Source organism: Desulfogranum japonicum DSM 18378, assembly GCF_000429945.1.
Classification (GTDB): domain Bacteria; phylum Desulfobacterota; class Desulfobulbia; order Desulfobulbales; family Desulfobulbaceae; genus Desulfogranum; species Desulfogranum japonicum.
On sequence record NZ_AUCV01000003.1, the window covers coordinates 94,012 to 111,199 of the forward strand.

At 45.9% G+C, this 17,188-nt stretch carries 15 protein-coding genes; 10 read left to right on the forward strand and 5 right to left on the reverse strand.

All coding sequences use genetic code 11. The annotated features are described in order from the left end of the window. Positions 1-91 precede the first annotated feature (91 nt). A complete protein-coding gene (locus G493_RS0103590; protein WP_028579272.1) occupies positions 92-1,021 on the forward strand; it encodes a substrate-binding domain-containing protein in 930 nt (309 codons plus the stop codon). A gap of 3 nt (positions 1,022-1,024) precedes the next feature. Further along, positions 1,025-1,978 (forward strand): HAMP domain-containing protein, encoded by a 954-nt coding sequence (locus tag G493_RS33930; RefSeq protein WP_028579273.1) that lies wholly within the window; start codon positions 1,025-1,027, stop codon positions 1,976-1,978. Positions 1,979-2,019: 41 nt separating this feature from the next. On the opposite strand, the gene G493_RS0103600 is transcribed toward G493_RS33930, so the two are convergent. From G493_RS0103600 to G493_RS0103615, 4 genes are all read right to left on the reverse strand, one after another. Beyond that, positions 2,020-2,583 carry a hypothetical protein gene (locus tag G493_RS0103600; protein WP_028579274.1) on the reverse strand — a complete coding sequence of 188 codons (564 nt, stop codon included), beginning with the start codon at positions 2,581-2,583 and terminating at the stop codon, positions 2,020-2,022. Between the two features lie 275 nt (positions 2,584-2,858). Beyond that, entirely contained in the window at positions 2,859-4,139 is a 1,281-nt protein-coding gene (locus G493_RS0103605; RefSeq protein WP_035273488.1) for a TRAP transporter large permease, read from the reverse strand. Further along, the gene (locus G493_RS0103610) at positions 4,139-4,609 is read right to left on the reverse strand and encodes a TRAP transporter small permease (protein ID WP_035273490.1); all 471 of its coding nucleotides are present in this window, start codon (positions 4,607-4,609) and stop codon (positions 4,139-4,141) included. The genes G493_RS0103605 and G493_RS0103610 overlap by 1 nt, the downstream gene beginning before the upstream one ends. Positions 4,610-4,618: 9 nt before the next feature. Beyond that, positions 4,619-5,650 carry a DctP family TRAP transporter solute-binding subunit gene (locus tag G493_RS0103615; RefSeq protein WP_028579277.1) on the reverse strand — a complete coding sequence of 344 codons (1,032 nt, stop codon included), beginning with the start codon at positions 5,648-5,650 and terminating at the stop codon, positions 4,619-4,621. Positions 5,651-5,938: 288 nt separating this feature from the next. On the opposite strand from G493_RS0103615, the gene G493_RS31745 reads away from it, so the two are divergent. The 3 genes from G493_RS31745 to G493_RS0103630 all read left to right on the forward strand — a co-directional run bounded on the left by G493_RS31745 (position 5,939) and on the right by G493_RS0103630 (position 10,646). Beyond that, positions 5,939-9,142: a hybrid sensor histidine kinase/response regulator gene (locus G493_RS31745; protein ID WP_051308987.1), complete on the forward strand. Its 3,204-nt coding sequence runs from the start codon at positions 5,939-5,941 to the stop codon at positions 9,140-9,142. A gap of 270 nt (positions 9,143-9,412) precedes the next feature. After that, positions 9,413-9,697 carry a hypothetical protein gene (locus tag G493_RS0103625; RefSeq protein WP_028579278.1) on the forward strand — a complete coding sequence of 95 codons (285 nt, stop codon included), beginning with the start codon at positions 9,413-9,415 and terminating at the stop codon, positions 9,695-9,697. A gap of 178 nt (positions 9,698-9,875) precedes the next feature. Beyond that, the gene (locus G493_RS0103630) at positions 9,876-10,646 is read left to right on the forward strand and encodes an EI24 domain-containing protein (protein WP_035273492.1); all 771 of its coding nucleotides are present in this window, start codon (positions 9,876-9,878) and stop codon (positions 10,644-10,646) included. Between the two features lie 59 nt (positions 10,647-10,705). Here G493_RS0103630 and G493_RS0103635 read toward each other — a convergent pair whose 3' ends face one another. Beyond that, positions 10,706-12,403 carry an FAD-dependent oxidoreductase gene (locus G493_RS0103635; RefSeq protein WP_028579280.1) on the reverse strand — a complete coding sequence of 566 codons (1,698 nt, stop codon included), beginning with the start codon at positions 12,401-12,403 and terminating at the stop codon, positions 10,706-10,708. Positions 12,404-12,835: 432 nt separating this feature from the next. Between G493_RS0103635 and G493_RS0103640 the strand changes: the two genes are divergently transcribed. The 5 genes from G493_RS0103640 (at position 12,836) to G493_RS0103665 (ending at position 17,168) form a co-directional block, all read left to right on the forward strand. Then, positions 12,836-14,221 (forward strand): sigma-54 interaction domain-containing protein, encoded by a 1,386-nt coding sequence (locus tag G493_RS0103640; RefSeq protein WP_028579281.1) that lies wholly within the window; start codon positions 12,836-12,838, stop codon positions 14,219-14,221. Positions 14,222-14,457: 236 nt separating this feature from the next. Beyond that, complete coding sequence (locus G493_RS31750) at positions 14,458-14,931, forward strand: NifB/NifX family molybdenum-iron cluster-binding protein (protein WP_051308988.1); 474 nt, start codon at positions 14,458-14,460, stop codon at positions 14,929-14,931. A gap of 94 nt (positions 14,932-15,025) precedes the next feature. Beyond that, on the forward strand, positions 15,026-15,391 hold the full coding sequence (locus G493_RS31755; protein WP_051308989.1) for a response regulator transcription factor: 366 nt from the start codon (positions 15,026-15,028) through the stop codon (positions 15,389-15,391). Positions 15,392-15,408: 17 nt separating this feature from the next. Further along, entirely contained in the window at positions 15,409-16,263 is an 855-nt protein-coding gene (locus tag G493_RS0103660) for an ATP-binding protein (RefSeq protein WP_035273495.1), read from the forward strand. Beyond that, positions 16,263-17,168 carry an ATP-binding protein gene (locus G493_RS0103665; protein ID WP_028579283.1) on the forward strand — a complete coding sequence of 302 codons (906 nt, stop codon included), beginning with the start codon at positions 16,263-16,265 and terminating at the stop codon, positions 17,166-17,168. Before G493_RS0103660 ends, G493_RS0103665 begins: the two co-directional genes overlap by 1 nt. Positions 17,169-17,188: the final 20 nt, after the last annotated feature.

Here is a 17,188-nt window from a genome sequence, read left to right on the forward strand (position 1 = left end):
AGGTTGGCAAACAACATAAAATTTCTCTAGAGGTATGATATTTGGTTGACTGAGTTGCTCGTAATGCTCTTGTGCTCCGGGAGATATAACGATGTTGCGATATGTATCTTGTTGTTGTGTTATTCTGGCACTTCTGCTCGGTTTAGGAGGGTGCAAGGGGGAAGAGCAGAACGTAATCGTGCTCGATGATGCTCCCAGAAAAGCAGAAACTTACAGACAGGCAGAGCAGCCAAAAATCCGCATAGCAATCGGGGGCATCATTACTCCGCAGGCCGGACTTGCCTATTATCTTGACCTGCTCAGTTATCTTCAAGATAAAATAGAAAGGAAAATCGAATATGTGGATAGAGAGGACTATGCGGCTATTAACCAGCTGCTGAAAGAAGGGCAGTTGGAGGCTGCTTTTGTCTGTAGTGGCCCTTATGTGGAAGGAAAGGAAGAGTTCGGTCTCGAATTGCTTGTAGCTCCTCAAGCCAACGGGAAAACAGTCTATTATTCTTATATTATTGTTCACAAAGGTAGTTCCTATAAGGCATTTGAAGACCTTCGCGGTAAAAAATTTGCCTTCACCGACCCCCTGTCAAACACCGGAAAACTCGTCCCAACGTACATGCTTGCCCAGATGGGGGAAACTCCTGAAACTTTTTTTAAGGAATTTATTTTCACCACTTCCCATGATAAATCCATCAAGGCGGTATCATACGGCGTCGTTGACGGGGCTGCAGTAGATAGTCTTATCTGGGAATATCTTCGTACGACGAATCCCGATCTTACCTCTCAAACACAAATCCTGGAAAGATCCCCGGCCTATGCTATTCCTCCAATTGTGGTGCCTTCGAATCTAGACAAAGAACTCAAGTCAAGATTGAAGAAGGCTCTGCTGGATGCTCATCTCGATCCCCGTGGTAAAGACATTTTAAAAAGAATGAATATCGACAAGTTCGTAGTTATTGACGACAATGCTTACGATTCGATAAGGAAAATGCAGGACTGGCTTAGAAAGAATCAAGCCAAGCGGTAAGACATGCTTTCTATTACCTTGCGGATAAAAATTCTTTTCAGCATTATACTGACTACCGCGTTGTTCGGGATCGGTATGGTGGTGTTTGCCAAAACCATAATATATAGTAAGCTCAGCAATATCCTGTTAGAACAGACCGTCTATATAGCTAAAAAGATGGCACTTGATTGTGTTAATCCGGTAATTACGGAGCAGTATTTTAAAGTTACTATCATGCTGAAAGATGTGATAACTTCCGAAGAAGAGCTGGTTTACGGATATGTTTTGAGCAATTCTGGAAGTGAGATAGCCCATACCTTTGAAAAAGGAGTGCCAGCAAGTCTGATTGGCGTTAATAATGTAAAATCTGACCAGGCTTTTTCAGTCAAAAAGCTGGCAACCGACAAGGGAGGCGTTTATGATATCGCTGTCCCTCTTCTTAACGGAGATATAGGGGTACTGCATCTGGGGCTGTCAGATAAGATGCTCAAAAGTGACGTAAATGAAATTGTTACGATAATCATCCTGTATGCTCTTACACTGTTGCTTATCGGTGTTATTCTTTCGATTATATTTTCACAGGCTATCACCAGGCCTCTACGATCCCTTTCCAAGGCTGTGGAAGCTTATGGTAGGGGTGAAAAAACTGAATCTTTCCCTGTAGATTCAAAAGATGAAATCGGCGAACTGGCTTTGGTCTGTAACATTATGCTTCAAAGGAGAAAAGCTGCTGACGACGACCTGGAAAAAACGGTCAGAGAACTTCGGGAGGCTCTGGACAGGATCAAGAAATTGAGCGGACTCCTGCCTATTTGTGCTTCTTGTAAGAAAATCCGCGATGATAAAGGCTATTGGAATCAGATTGAGTCATATATCAAAACTCACAGTGATGCGGAATTCAGTCATGGTATTTGTCCAGAATGCGCAGTGAAGCTCTATCCGGAGTTGGTAGATAAACACGGGAATTTTCTTGGCTAAAACCCTCTCTGGAATATTTTAGGATTCCAGCGGATTTCTGATTAAAATTTGAAAAGAATAAACTCTTCTGGTTTTTTATCCTTCTCAATGGGAACAAAATGGAATGAAGAAATATCGAGTTCTTCCCACTGATTGACATTCACCTTGCTGGAAAATGGTTGGAAATAGAATGCCAGCTTCATCTTTTCGGTTGTAGTATTCATTTTCAGCTTAATCGTGACATTCTGTTGTTCCCATTTATAGGTAACGAGTTTGCTCGCTGTGGTTTTATAAGCTGGTAGCCCGTATTGAGATTTCATGTGGTTGAGTAATGTATCATATATATCGATGGAATCTATATTGAGGTATATTCCAAAAAGTTGGTCCTTGTAGAACCCGTAGACAACATTGTCAATGGTCACATCACCAATTGTATATGTCTCTCCGGGATTGCTGTAATAGCTGACCTCCCCTTTAGCACCAAGTTTTGATAAACCACTATGCTTGGATGCGCTATCACCCCATGAGTATTCTGAAATTCCTTTTTCAATGTCTGATGCATTAACGTTGGTGCTTAAAAAAAAGGCCAGGCTAGCAATGATTACAATAATTCGTATAGTTATCATTTTTGCGTGTCTCCTGTGGTGGTCTTTTTCAGATACTATAAACTGGTTTGTCTTAATTACGTAAATAATAACAAACTGTTGCGTAATAAAATGAGGAAGGCTTGATCTGTGTAGAATACGTTATTTTCTAACATACTTATTCTACAATAGTTTTTCGTTGAAGGTAACTGGAAAATAAAGAGGAAGAATTAGCAGGGGAGATGCTCTCCCCTGCTGATGTAGTGGTCAGATCGATAGTCAGTTCGAAACAGTGAATCAATGGTCACCTTGATAGCCTACATCAGGTGAAAAAATCTGGGTATGATAAGTGACAGTGACGGGAAAAGAATGACCACCACAAGAGCCACGATCATAGCAAGGACCATGGGGGCTACTGTGGTAAACGTCTTTTCCAGCCTTATCTGTGCAAGTTGGGTGGTGACATAAAGATTGACTGCCACAGGCGGTGTAAACTGTCCGATGGCAAGGTTCAGAGTCATGACAACGCCGAACCAGACGGGATCCCAGCCAAAATGACTTATGATGGGCATGAAGATGGGCAGGAAGATATAAAAAATAGAAACCGCATCAATGAGCATGCCACCAATGAAAATCAGTATATTGATTAATAGCAGTACTACCCATTCGTTATCACTGATACCCATGAGCATGTTCGCAAGGTTATCCAGAATGCCGACAGTGGCGCCAGCCCATGAAAAAAGCCCTGCAAAGGCTACAATGAGCATGACAATGGCAGAGGCCTCAGCCGCTTCCACCAGTATAGTGTACATTTTGTTGAGGTTCAGCGTCCGGTACACCACAAAACCGAGAAAAGAACTGTAAAAAACAGCAACAACTGCAGCTTCGGTAGGGGTGAATATGCCTCCATAAAGTCCTCCCAGAATGATCACTGGTGCAAGGATACCCCAGAAAGCCTTACAAAAGCTTTGCCAGAGGCTTTCCTCTTTCTCGCTCTTTACATTGGCACCGTAACCTTTGCGCCCAGCTATGATTAACGCCGGGATAAGCAGAGACAGACCAGCCAGAAATCCAGGGACAGCTCCGGCGGCAAACAATGCCGGAACAGAGGTATTGGTGATGGCGCCATAGATAATCAGAGCTATGGATGGGGGAACAATAATTGCTGTGGAACCGGCAGCCGCAATCAGGGCTGCGCTATAGCTGCGACTGTATCCCTGGGAATACATGGCTGGTATTAAAATCGCACCTATGGCCGCAGCATCAGCGGGACCGGAACCGGATACCCCGCCAAAGAAGACACACACTGCAATCGCCACAATTGCCAGGCCTCCCCGTCGTTGTCCAATGAGCAGGTTGGCAAAATGAATAATGCGCTGTGATATACCGCATCGCTCCAGAATAAAGCCCGCAAGTATGAAAAGAGGAATGGCCAGTAATGGAAATTTGGCTATGCCTGCAAAAAAATTGGGTGCAATGACCGGAACTCCCAGGTCAGCTCCCCAGATAACAAGAAAGCTCGGGATACCTATGGCTATGGCAATGGGTGCTCCGATCAGGAGCAAAAAGAAAAAACCTAAAAATAAAGCGATCCCCATTACCCCCTCCCTCTGAGTTCAGCAAGGGTCACCTGCAAGAGCCGGATGACGATGAGGGTACAGCCAACAGGTATGCAGACGGTATACATCCATTGAGGCAGGTTGAGAGACTCTGAGGTAATTTCCAGTATTCGTTCATCCAGCAACTGTTGATATCCCAGATATCCCAGACTGGCAAACAAGCCCATTCCAGCCAGACCAATCAGTGTGTTGAGCAGTCGGCGAATGGCGTCGGGAAGTTTATCCTGGAAAAAAAGCAACCTGAGATGATGTTTTCTTTTAAAGGCAAGGCTTGTACCAAACAGGGTCAGCCAGACAAGGGCATTAACTTCGAGTTCTTCTGTAAAAGCAAGGGGGTATTCAAAAATATAGCGAGTTACGACATTGGCAAACGCCAGTATGGCCATGGCTGCCAGAAGTGATGCGCCGAGCACCTCTTCCAGATGCTCGGCAATCCAGCGAAAAAACATTATAAGGACCTACTGCTGTGATGCCGTAATGGCTTTTTCTGCTTTATCAACCAGGTCCTTGCCAACGACATCCACCCACTTATCATATACAGAAGCGGTTTTCTCCCGGAATTGTTTTCGTGCCGCCTGGTCAAGTACGGTGACCTCCATGCCGTTTTCCTTCATTGTTTCAAGGGCACTGAGGTCCGGAGCAATCAGCCCTTTGCGAACAACCTCACGCTGCCACTGCCCAGCCTCTATTGCAGCCTGACGGATTATTTCCTGATCCTCAGGGGTAAAGGATTTCATGACGTTATTGTTAACGGTAATCATGAGGGGGTCGATGACGTATCGCCAAATGGTGGCATACTTATGGAATTGCCAAATTTTTACAGGGATTTCGATGGCAACCACCGGATTCTCCTGGCCGTCAACAACGCCTTGCTGAAATGCCACCTGGGCATCGCCCCAGTTCATATTTACAGGGTTAGCTCCCAGTGCCTTCATGGTATCAATGAATATAGGGGTGCCGACCACGCGAATTTTCATTCCTTCCAGGTCTGCGGGAACAGCAACCGGTTTTTTGGAATTCGTCAATTCACGGAAGCCGTTTTCTCCCCACGCTAGCAGCGTGACGCCTTTTTCTTTAAGCAGTACGCCAAGTTCTTGCCCCACTTCACCTTGGGTTACGGCATCAAGAGCTTTGTAATCCGGAAAGAAGAAGGGCAGGTTGAACAGGTTAAGCGGTTTAATGGTTGTGGACCAGTTGATGGTGGATGCAAAACAGAAGTCTGCCACGCCCTTCCGGTGAATCAGGAACTCATTGGTCTGTTTACCAGCCATGAGTGAGGAAGATGTATAGACCTTGATGTTGATGCGTCCCTGGGTACGTTCTCTTACCAGGTCTGCGAATTTGGTGGCGCCTTCACCCCATGGAAGCTTTGGCCCAACGACAACGCTGAGTTTGTACTCATTTTTGTAACCCTTGGCAGCATATGCCAGTGAGGGGATGACCAGCACCATTGTTATCAAAATAATAAGAAAGGGTTTGCGCCTGAGCATGGTTTCTCCTCATTGATTGTTGAGATCTTGCAGTTCATCGGTTTTTGCCGGTGACATTGAGGACTGCGATTGAAACTTCATTTTTAGCGGTTGATTAAGCGACAATTAGAAGGGATGATAGAAGAAAGGGAGCTGAAGGTCAACTGTTAATACCAATGTTTAATGTTCGGTAAAATAGGAGCCAATACGTTGACCACATTGAAAGTTTCGCGTAGGATACAAGAAATCTATACATTTCGGTAAACAACGAATGCTTTCATATCAGTTGATCAGGAAACAGGCGGAACATTGACAGAAAAGAAAGAAACAGAACAAACAGGGCAGTCTGATGTAAAAACTGATCTTTGTAACCTGTTTTATGACTGTCCGGTTGCCATGGGGTATCATCGGCTTATATACGATGAGAGCGGGAAAGCTGTTGACTATCTCTTTCTGGAGGCTAACCGGCCCCTTGTGAGTATTCTTGGCTGTGATCCCCGCAACAGCCTGGCAACCTCCATTTTTCCCGATCAGCGTATAACTTTTCTGGATCAGCTAGCCACCTTTATTGCAGCAGCCCACACTTCCCTGGTTCATCAGTTTGTCCAGTATGTTCCTGAAAAGAAACGCTGGTATACCTGTGTCGCCTATTTCAACAAACCTGACCATTTTGTTGTGATGTACTTCATGGAGTCCTCCGAAGAGGCTTTTTCAGGATCCTTTCCAAGAGATGACAGCTCCTATAAGGAACTGGTTGATAATATGCAGGAGTTGATGATGGTGTTGGATGAGGATGGCACTATTGTCTTTGCCAATCCAAAAACCAATGAATATCTGCTGGGTGAAAGCGTACATTCTCTATATGGGCGGAATATTAATGAATTTGTTGTAGATATTGAGCACGGAGACATATTTGCCAATCTGAAAAATGTGTTGAAGTCCGGGGAGCCGTTACGGCGAGAACTGACCATTCGCTCTGTAAATGGACCACGAGTGCTGGAAACTACCTCCACGGTAATTACCTACGGTGGCGGCAGTAAGCAGGGGATATTGGCTTTTGGGTTGGATGTAACCGGGCAATGGGAGCAGCGTAAGATCGTTCAGGAGTCCGAAGAAAAGTACCGCGTCCTGTATAACAGCATGCAGGAGGGAGTGATCTTTTTTTCAGCAGGATATCAGCTGCTTACCTGCAATCCGGCAGCAGAACGTATTCTGGGGGTAAGTCAGGCAGAATTACGCACCCTGTTACATGAAGAATCAGCCTGGACTATTTACGATGAACAACTTCGGCCCTGTTCATTGTACGACAGGCCGGCATATCGGTGCATCAAGACAGGGAAGCCTCAGTCGAATGTTATATATAAACTCAAAATGCACAGTACGGGCAAAGAGGTGTGGGTTGATCTCAATGTTACCCCACTATTCCGAGATAATTCCGGGCTACCTACAGAGGTGATGCTCACCTTTTCAGATGTTACCGGCAGAATGTGGTTACAGAAGATTCGAGAAGCCAGGTTTTTTTTGCTGGAACATGCCAACCTCTGGACGGTGGAAGAGCTTTTGCAAGCCATTTGTGTGAAGTTAGCGGTGCTGACCCAGAGCCGATTCGGATTTTATCACTCCCTGGCGGAAGGCGATTTGCCACAACAAAGCGCACGGGTGTGGATAACGTCACCTGCAGACGCCGATGATATTCAGACCAGATATGAACCGGGATGCTATGGCCAGCATTCTGCGATTATTGAGCAATGTATCAGAGAAAGAACAGCCGTCTGTGTCAATGAGTATGAGCGAAGAAGCAAGGCAGATCAGCAACCCGAGCAGGTTACCCGTGAGCTGGCCATCCCCGTATTTCATAACGGTATTCTCATCTGTATTTTTGGGGTGGGCAACCGCAACCACCAGTATACGGACGACGATATATCCATGCTGCAGCATTTCAGCGAAATTATCTGGGATATTGTGGAGCAGAAGGTGTCTGCCGAGAAAGCTTCGGAGGCTCACAGACAATTATTGACCATTCTGGATGGTATTGAAGCCCATGTATTTGTCAGTGACCTGCAGACACATGAGATTCTCTATATGAATCAAAAAATGCAGCAGGAATATGGTCAGTTTGTCAACGGGCTTAGTTGCTATGAAATGTTCCAGAATCATTCCAGTCCCTGCTCGTTCTGTACCAAAGGTGCACTGCTTGACAAAGATGGTCGTCCAGGTGCGGTGATAACCTCGCACAAAATGAATCCGAAATCAGGCAGCTGGTTTGCCAACTATGATCGCGCCATATATTGGGTTGATGGCCAACTCGTTCATATCCAGTTTGCCATTGATATTACGGAACAGAAGCAGATGGAGAAAAAACTTAAACAATCCCAGAAGCTTGAAACGATAGGCTTGTTGGCGGGTGGCATTGCCCATGATTTTAACAATATTCTTTCTGTGATTCTTGGGTATGCCACCATGGCAATAGAAGAAAAAGAAGTGGACGGGGGATCGGTCCGTAGAGATATCAAGCAGATTCACAAGGCCGGGTTGCGAGCCAAGGATCTGGTTCGTCAGATTCTTACCTTCAGTCATCAGGGCGAAGAGAATCTGAAAACCCTGAGTCTGCATATGCTTGTGAAAGAGACTGTGAAAATGATCAGGGCATCTTTTCCTACTTCTGTGGATATCCAGACTGATATTGATGTCATCCCTCTGCCGGTGTTGGCAGATCCCACACAGCTTCATCAGGTAATACTGAATCTCTGCACCAATGCCCTCCACGCAATGGAAGGAACCGGTATATTGACTGTAAGCCTCAAACAGGATGTAATACGTGCACCACTGCTCCTGCCTCAAGGCTATCATTTGGAAAGCGGACAGTATGCGCGTCTGAGCATACGAGATACTGGCAGTGGTATTTCAGATGACCTGTTAGATAAAATGTTTGACCCTTTTTTTACGACCAAGGAAGAAGGGAAGGGCACCGGACTCGGACTTACGCTGGTACAGAAAGTCGTATTGGAACATAAAGGTGGGGTGAGTGTGGAGACAGTGCTTGGTCAGGGAACATGTTTTTCAGTCTACCTGCCATTACATTCAAGTGAATCACGCTCTGAATATGAAAAAAAGGAAACCCTTCCCAGGGGAACAGAAACCATTCTGGTGTGTGATGATGAGCCTTCTCTGGTTATGGTTATTCAGCGTATCCTTGAACGACTCGGGTACACTGTGGTGGCTTTTGATGACAGTACCAAAGCCCTAGCAGCGTATACCAAGTCTCCGGAGAAATATGATCTGGTCATTACAGATATGACAATGCCCCAGCTCACAGGCATGGCTTTGGCAAAAGCTATGTTTGCCATTGACCCGGATCAGGCCGTGATTATCTGTACTGGATACAGTGAGCTTATTACTGCTGAGGTGGCCAGGAGTGAAGGCATTAGAGAATTCCTGTTAAAACCTGTTTCCAAAAAGGAAATGGCTTTTACCGTACGTCAGGTGCTTGATGAGGCTGTCAGTAGGGAATAGGGTTGAATTGTTGCATGTCAGCAAGATAGTGCCTGTCTATAAATGGTCTTTTCGGAGTTTTGTTCCTCGCTTATTTGCCTAAGCTTTGTGTTATGTTCGAAAGTAAGCGAAGATAGATGCCGATATCAAGTATATGGCTGTTGTAACATGTATCGCATGGTTCGGAGTCTGCGCTTATCTAAACTTGAACACAATCCTCATTCATGGACAGTCACAACGTGTTGATATAATTACTGATTATCATAGAAAAAACTGGTAACAGAGAAGCTTATGGGAACGTTGCGAATAGTGGAGAAAGGAAGCAGAGGGGGTCGTGATATCGATTTTCCTGCATTTTATATGAATGATTTTTCTGTTCTCGGCCTGGTTGTCGATGGCTTGGAGCGAACTTTTGATGTCCTGTCTGAAAAGGGTGTGTCTGTTGAAAGAAAAAAGGACAGTCTTCTGATTGCATTGGAAAAAAAAGATCGTGTAGAGCAGGTATTAGAAGTACTCTCTGCCCAAAATATCAGGTATACTCTGTCCGACCTGGTGAGTTGTGCTTACCAGGGATGATGATGCGGGCCACTGCCCGTGGGGCAGTGTGATATGATGATGTGACTTACCGAACTCCTGTGCAAGCATCTGATAGGAGGTCATTTCAGCGTCCCTCAAGGTGATATTCTGACTATGCGTCTGTATACAGTTGGAGTATTGGAATGTTTCTTTTATTTGCAGTCTTGTAGTACGTGTTATGGTTTCAACTACATCAGTGTCCAAAAAAAAAGCACCCTGGATAAGCCTGGGGTATTCAGCCGGTTTTATTTTTCGTTATCCAAAACTCATGTCGGTCAGCATCCTGTTGATCGGGTTGACAGCCCTGCTTACCTGGGTTGGAGCTCATTTTACGTTGGGGCTGGTTGATTCCTACACCGGCAATTTTTTCGTGCAGCCTCCTGTGGCTGATCATTTCTGGAAATATCCACTTGTCTGGGGGTGGTACGTTCTCGACTGGGTGTTTTTGTTTATAAGCCGGATTATTGTCTTTTATCTTGCCTTTCTTCTGGCTTACAGCCTCACCAGTCCAGGGTATGCCTTTTTAAGCATACTTGCCGGAAATCGATTCACCGGAAAGGTACGCGAGGGAGAAGCCGTCATGAGCCTGACCGGTTTTCTAGTTGATATGTGGGAGGGTATTAAAATAGGCTTTGTCGGTGTGTTGGCAACTGTCCTGGCTTTGGTGGTGAATTTTATTCCAGTTATTGGCCAGGTATCTGTATTTCTTATTTATGTATATTATTCTACGTTGATGTTCATTGACTTTCCATCATCCAGATATCGCTGGAGTCTTGGAAAAAAAATAGGCTGGATAGGAACCAACAGGACAGCATCGTTCAGGCTGGGGCTTTTTCCCGCACTTCTTAGTATGATTCCTCTTGTGAATATCTTTTTCATGGCTCTGTTTTTCCCTTTGTTCACCGTATATGGGACGTTGAATTACCTGACAATTGAGGGGAGAACCTGAGATAGGGATTGGTACTCCAGGGAACAGGTGGATAGTTCCCTGGAATATACTGCTTGTTCTTATTTTTTACGAGGATACGGCCAGGCCATGATGCCACCTTCCATGACTTTGACGTTTGTGTATCCATGGGCATTAAGAACGGTGGCCGCCTCATACCCCCGTAACGAGATTTTGCAGAAGCAGATAATTTCCTGACTTTTATCTTGCGGAAGTTCCTCCAGTCGTTTGCGCAACGCTCCGATGGGGATCAGTTTTTCACCAATTCCGAGTTGCATTTCCTCGTATTCCTGTGGGCTCCTGCCGTCCAGGAAAAATGGTTGCTCACCATTACTTACCTTTTCCCATACCTCTTGCGCAGAGATACCGGTCATTCGACCTTTGAGCTTATTCTGCATGATATGGGCAGTTGCAATAAAATGATCAATGGCCAGCGAGAATGGTGGAGCATAGGGAAGATCCGCATTTACAAGGTCTTCAATGGTCAGCTTGCCCTGGATTGCCATGGCGGCCATGGCCACTTCCCTGCTTACATCACCTGGTCCTACGCATTGAAAACCAAGCAAACGTTGATCCTGGGTGGAGATAAGCATTTTGGAGATGACAAGTTTTGCATCCATAAATCCAGGCTTGTCAGGACTGGCATTGACAACGGTTGTGTAGTCTTTAAGACCAACCCGTTGAGCCATTTTTTCGCTCAATCCCGTTGAACCTGCGCTGAAATCAAATACTTTGCAGATCCCTGTATGGTAGGTACCTGGGAAAGTTGTACAGTTCCCAAGCATGGCGTTCTCGCCGGCGACTCGACCCTCAAGGTTTGCCAGGTCGCCCATTGGAGAGAAGGTTTTTCCTCCAACATTGAGATTTTCGATTTCCACGCAATCGCCTGCTGCATAAATATGTGGATCAGAGGTTTGCATATGCTGGTCCACAGTAATACCACCAAACTGACCGATTTCCAGGCCGCTGTCCTTGGCGATCCGGCTGTTGGGGCGCACGCCGATGGCCATAACGGCCAGTTCACATTCCACCATTGAACCATCGTCAAGGGTCACGCCATTGAGTTTGCCATTCTCGCCGGTGAAGGCCTTTACTCCTTTTTCAGTGAGCACACGGGCTCCTTTGGCCTGCATGTGGTTCTCAACCAGTTTGGCAAGTTGTCGATCAAGAAAGGGTAATACCTGGTCAAGCATTTCAATCAGCGTAACCTGTATGCCTGACTCCTGCAAAGCTTCACAGGCTTCTACTCCGATGAGTCCGCCACCGATGATTACGGCCCGTCTCACTTTCCCTTCATCACGGATTTTTCTCAGATAATCTGTGTCCTTCATGGAAAGCAGAGTTGTTATGCCTTCCAGTTCACGGCCGGGAATAGGCGGCATGTTGGGTACGGAACCGGTGGCAATGATCAACTTGTCGTAATCGATGTTTTGTTCTGTGCCGTCAAAGGTATTGGCGCATCTGACAGTTTTTGCTTCGCGGTCAATTGAGGTGACTTCTGTGTTCACCAATGCCTTGATACCTTTGGCGTTTTGAAAGAAGTTTGGGTCTCGTACAACACCGGTCGGCGTACAAAGCAACATGTTCCGATTGTCAAAGGTGCCACCTACATAGTAGGGGTAGCCGCAGGAGGCCATGGAAAGATCCGGATCTTTCTGGATGATTGTTATTTCTGCGAATTCGTTGAGTCGCCTGGCCTTGGCAGCGGCTTTAGCACCCGCGGCAGACCCACCGATTACTACCAGTTTCTGGGTTGTCATTTGGTTTCCTCCTCAGATCAACACGTTGGGAAATCACTTGAATATTGTGGACAAAATATCGAAAAATGATCGTTTCATGCCTATTATGTCAGACATGCAATACGAGTTTTCACAATCAAGGATCAGAGCAGAAGGGCAGTAAGCCATAGCTGGCTGACACCGAAAAGAAGGTGTTGGGTAGGATATAGCGATCATATACACAAAACTGACAGTTACTGCCAGCTTTTTTCCTGAATAAATATGGTCGTCCGGGGTATATACTATTCAGATATTGCATGTGTATCTGAAATGGAGCGCTGTTTCTGCAGAATTTGAACTCGGCCGACACGCCAGAAATGAGAAAAATATACGGAATTTTTCACGATCATCATTTGAGAAAGTCATGAAAAATACGGCACAGGTGACGATGTAGTCAATGGAAAAGTATACACCATGAAGCAGGAAAATAATAAAGACGGTCATGTGACTGAAATTATTTTGGAAAGTATTTCAGACGGAGTGTTTACCGTCAATCATGAGTGGCGAATAATGTCTTTTAACCGGGCTGCCGAGGAAATCACCGGTATCCCGCGAAGTGAGGCCATTGGCAGGTACTGCTGGGAAGTGTTTCGTTCCAACATGTGCGAAGGAGATTGTGCTCTAAAACGGACAATGAAGGAAGGCAAAGCCTTTGTCAATACATCTACCTACATAATTAACAGCGAAAGACAACGCATTCCCATTGCAGTTTCCACAGCGCTGCTTCGAAACGAAAAGGGAGAAACGCTGGGCGGAGTGGAAACGTTTCGTGACAATACTGTGGTGGAAGAATTGCGTAAGGAACTGAAAGGTAATTTTCAACTTGGTGATATGGTATCACGTAGTACCTTGATGAAACGTATTTTTCAGGTTGTTCCCCAGATTGCTGAAAGTGACAGTACTGTTCTTATTGAAGGCGAAACCGGCACAGGTAAGGAAATGCTGGCAAGAGCTCTTCATAGTCTTTCCCTGCGGAGTGAAAAGCCTTTCATTGCCATCAACTGCGGTGCTCTTCCTGATTCCTTACTGGAATCAGAACTGTTTGGTTATAAAAGGGGGGCATTTACACATGCCGTCAAAGATAAACAGGGATACTTTTCAGCAGCCGGGGGCGGGACCATCATGCTTGATGAACTGGGTGAGACCAGCCCGGCTTTTCAGGTGAAATTGCTGCGGGTACTGGAAGAAAGAGAGTATCAACCGTTGGGCAGTGTTGAAAAGCATACCACAAATGTGCGTATTATTGCCGCTACCAACAGAGATCTTGCCCATCTCGTTGAGGAAGGGAGTTTTCGTAGGGATCTCTTTTATCGCGTTAATATTGTTCGTCTGCAATTGCCTCCTCTCCGTGAACGAATGGAAGACATTCCTCTTCTGGCAGACCACTTCATTGGTAAAATGAACAGATTGCGCGGCAAGGCTGTATCTTACTTGAGTGAAGAATCCCTTGAGGTGCTCATGCGTCATAGTTTTCCCGGAAATATCAGGGAATTGGAAAATATTATCGAGCATGCTTTCATCCTCTGTTCATCTGGACCTATCACCCTGAATCATTTACCGCAATCCCTGTTACATATAGATTCTGTTCCGCCAGCCAGCCCCCAGGACTCTGGCCAGCTCCAGCATGCTGTGCATAATACTGAAATTGAACAGATTCAAGCCGCTTTGCAACGAAACGATTATAATCGTACAGCAGCTGCCAGGGATCTTGGTATGCATAAAACTACATTTTTCCGTAAGGTTAAACGGCTGGGGATTACACTTCCTTCCCGTGATGGGCGGCATATACCTGGCAAGTAGCAGCGTGGCTTTTGTGCTACTGTATTCCGTTGCATATAGTAGCTTTTTCGGTACTGTATGCAACGGCTGGTGCTGCCAGGAAAGGCCTTTCTTTCTTCATGACGCAACTCTTTTCTTGTGGAGGTTCCTCCTATCTCTCTGTAAGCTCGTGGCTGTAACTGGTTCGCTCGGTTGAAAGACTGAAGCCGGCAGAAAGAGCGCGCTTATCTGGCATTCATATTGCCTGTATCTGTTCCATGAAAAGATCATCTTCAGAGTTAAAAGTAGCCGTTACTGTATGGGGAGACAGGGTTTCCCCTGTTTTTGATGCTGCCAGAACTCTGCTGATAGCTGAAATCAACAATACAAAGATTATCCACACTTATTATTTGCCTTTTATGCCTGAGCCTGTTTCCCAGTGCGTCCGTGTACTACAGGCTGAAGAGGTTGTGGTACTGATCTGTGGTGCTGTATCACAGGAACCAGCCGATGCCCTGGAGGCAGCTGGGTTGGAAGTGATACCTTTTATTACAGGTAATATCGGCGTTATTCTGGAAAATCTGGTTGCTGGTTGTCAGGAATGGACAGCATTGAAGATGCCTGGATGTGCGAGAACTGTTTGCTGCCGGGGTAGGATACGGAAAGGATCAGGGCAGACACAGAAGGTATCTGAAACAGGAACGACGATGAAAAGACAAAAACGGGATGCGACTGGACCACGGCGTAGTTGAATATGGCGGCCGGGGGATCTAACTTGATGGATACTAACAGAAATAGCTCTCAGCAGTGTTGTAACGCTGGTGGGAGTACACCATGGGATAAAGCGTGACAATATTATTTGTTTGCCAGAAATCAGAACAGTTTCAATCTTTAAAAGACGCTCTGCTGGGTCAGGTTCAGTTACAGGAGGTTTACTCAGCCGGGGAAGCTCTGGAAAAGGCAAAACAGGAGAAGATAGAGGCGTTGGTTTGCTCCCAGACCTTACCAGAGATGGAAGGGCTGGAATTGTTAAAGCAGCTGGTCAAGGTGAATCCTTTAATTAATACAGCCCTGGTAAGTGATCTTCCGGAAAAAGAATTTCATGAAGTTACCGAAGGGTTAGGCGTACTCATGCAAATACCCTCCGATGCCGGCGCAGAGCATGGTCAGCAGTTGTTGGATAAGCTCGCGAAGGTCGCAAGCCTTTTTTAATCAGGGAGATTGAGCAAATGATTATCAGCGTAGCCAGCGGCAAAGGAGGAACCGGAAAGACAACAGTGGCCACTAATATGGCTCTTGCTGTGGAACATGATCTCACACTGCTTGACTGTGATGTGGAGGAGCCCAACGCGCACCTGTTTTTACAACCAGCCATGACAGAAAAGATACAGGTGGAAACTCCAGTTCCTCACATAGATATGGAAAAGTGCTCTTTGTGCCGCAATTGTGCCGCAATATGCAGGTTCAGCGCTATCACAGTTGTAGGGAAAAATGTTTTGGTTTTTCCCGAACTCTGCCATAGCTGCGGCGGTTGTACTTTGGTGTGTCCTGAAGATGCCATTACTGAAGTCGGCAGGGTTCTGGGTGAAATCGAATCAGGCCGGCGGGATCATATTTTCTTTTCCCATGGCCGAATGCGGATCGGCGAGGCAATGGCCCCGCCATTAATTAAAAAAGTACGTTCAATGGCTGTATCCGATGCCCCTGTTATCATTGATGCACCTCCTGGAACATCATGCCCAGTTATAGCTGCCACATATGGAGTTGATTTTGTTCTTCTGGTGACTGAGCCGACACCTTTTGGTCTCCATGATTTACAGCTGGCGGTTGAAGCTGTGAAATTATTGGGAATACCCAGTGGCCTGGTGATTAACCGCAGTGATTTGGGAACCGACGATGTGAAAGAATATGCCAGATCTGAAGGGATACCCGTGTTGATGGAAATACCATTTGATCGAAAGATTGCCGAAGCATATTCCCACGGGAAGACCATGGTTGAAGAACTCCCTGAATGGGCAGGAAAATTTCAAAATTTGTACACGCAGATAGAGAGGTTGGTTCAGGCGGGCGGAGGTATGCAATGATTAATGAACTGGTAATCGTCAGCGGCAAGGGTGGGACCGGTAAAACAAGCTTGACCGCTGCTTTCAGTGCTCTTGCCAAAGGCACGGTTCTGTGCGATGCCGATGTGGATGCTGCAGATATGCATCTTTTGATGCAGCCGAAGATATGTCAAACAACGGATTTCATGGGTGGAGGGCAGGCATGCGTTGACCCTCAGGTTTGTACGCAGTGCGGTACTTGCAGAGATGTGTGTCGCTTTGGGGCAATTGACGAGACATTTACCGTTCAGCCTATTTTGTGTGAAGGTTGCGGGGTATGCGTTGATATGTGTCCGGAGAAGGCGATCGGTTTTGAGCCGCAAAAGTGTGGGGAATGGTACTTGTCGGATTGTAAATACGGCCCCATGGTGCATGCACGTCTGGGTATTGCAGAAGAAAACTCCGGCAAGCTGGTCAGTCTGGTGAGAAAAGAGGCCAGAAATCTTGCAGAACAGAAAGGCTACGGACTTATTCTTACAGATGGACCTCCGGGAATAGGCTGCCCGGTGATTGCCTCCCTTAGCGGTGCAACTGCATTATTGATAGTTGTAGAACCAACAGTTTCTGGTATTCACGATATGCTGCGAGTTGCAGAACTTGCATCCCATTTCAAGCTTCCTGGCATGCTCTGCATTAACAAATTTGATTTAAATCCAGAAATGAGCGATAAAATTGCAGATATTGGTCAGAAACACAATATGCCCGTTGTCGGACGTATTCCCTTTGATTCCAGCTTTGTTCAAGCCATGGTAGCAGGGCAGAATATTTTTGAATATCAGCCGGAGTCACAACTTTCGAAAACAATTCAAAAAATATGGACCCAAATTATCGGATCCCCGGCCATGAATAGTATGGGCGTGCTGGATCTGCAATCAACAATCCGTTAAATCAGTAAAAAGGTACAAGT

Bases quoted from the DNA above. Each gene is read 5' to 3' on its own strand.
- G493_RS0103590 (WP_028579272.1), top strand. From the start codon at position 92: ATGTTGCGATATGTATCTTGTTGTTGTGTTATTCTGGCACTTCTGCTC.
- G493_RS33930 (WP_028579273.1), top strand. From the start codon at position 1,025: ATGCTTTCTATTACCTTGCGGATAAAAATTCTTTTCAGCATTATACTG.
- G493_RS0103600 (WP_028579274.1), bottom strand. From the start codon at position 2,583: ATGATAACTATACGAATTATTGTAATCATTGCTAGCCTGGCCTTTTTT.
- G493_RS0103605 (WP_035273488.1), bottom strand. From the start codon at position 4,139: ATGGGGATCGCTTTATTTTTAGGTTTTTTCTTTTTGCTCCTGATCGGA.
- G493_RS0103610 (WP_035273490.1), bottom strand. From the start codon at position 4,609: ATGTTTTTTCGCTGGATTGCCGAGCATCTGGAAGAGGTGCTCGGCGCA.
- G493_RS0103615 (WP_028579277.1), bottom strand. From the start codon at position 5,650: ATGCTCAGGCGCAAACCCTTTCTTATTATTTTGATAACAATGGTGCTG.
- G493_RS0103625 (WP_028579278.1), top strand. From the start codon at position 9,413: ATGGGAACGTTGCGAATAGTGGAGAAAGGAAGCAGAGGGGGTCGTGAT.
- G493_RS0103630 (WP_035273492.1), top strand. From the start codon at position 9,876: ATGGTTTCAACTACATCAGTGTCCAAAAAAAAAGCACCCTGGATAAGC.
- G493_RS0103635 (WP_028579280.1), bottom strand. From the start codon at position 12,403: ATGACAACCCAGAAACTGGTAGTAATCGGTGGGTCTGCCGCGGGTGCT.
- G493_RS0103640 (WP_028579281.1), top strand. From the start codon at position 12,836: ATGAAGCAGGAAAATAATAAAGACGGTCATGTGACTGAAATTATTTTG.
- G493_RS31750 (WP_051308988.1), top strand. From the start codon at position 14,458: ATGAAAAGATCATCTTCAGAGTTAAAAGTAGCCGTTACTGTATGGGGA.
- G493_RS0103660 (WP_035273495.1), top strand. From the start codon at position 15,409: ATGATTATCAGCGTAGCCAGCGGCAAAGGAGGAACCGGAAAGACAACA.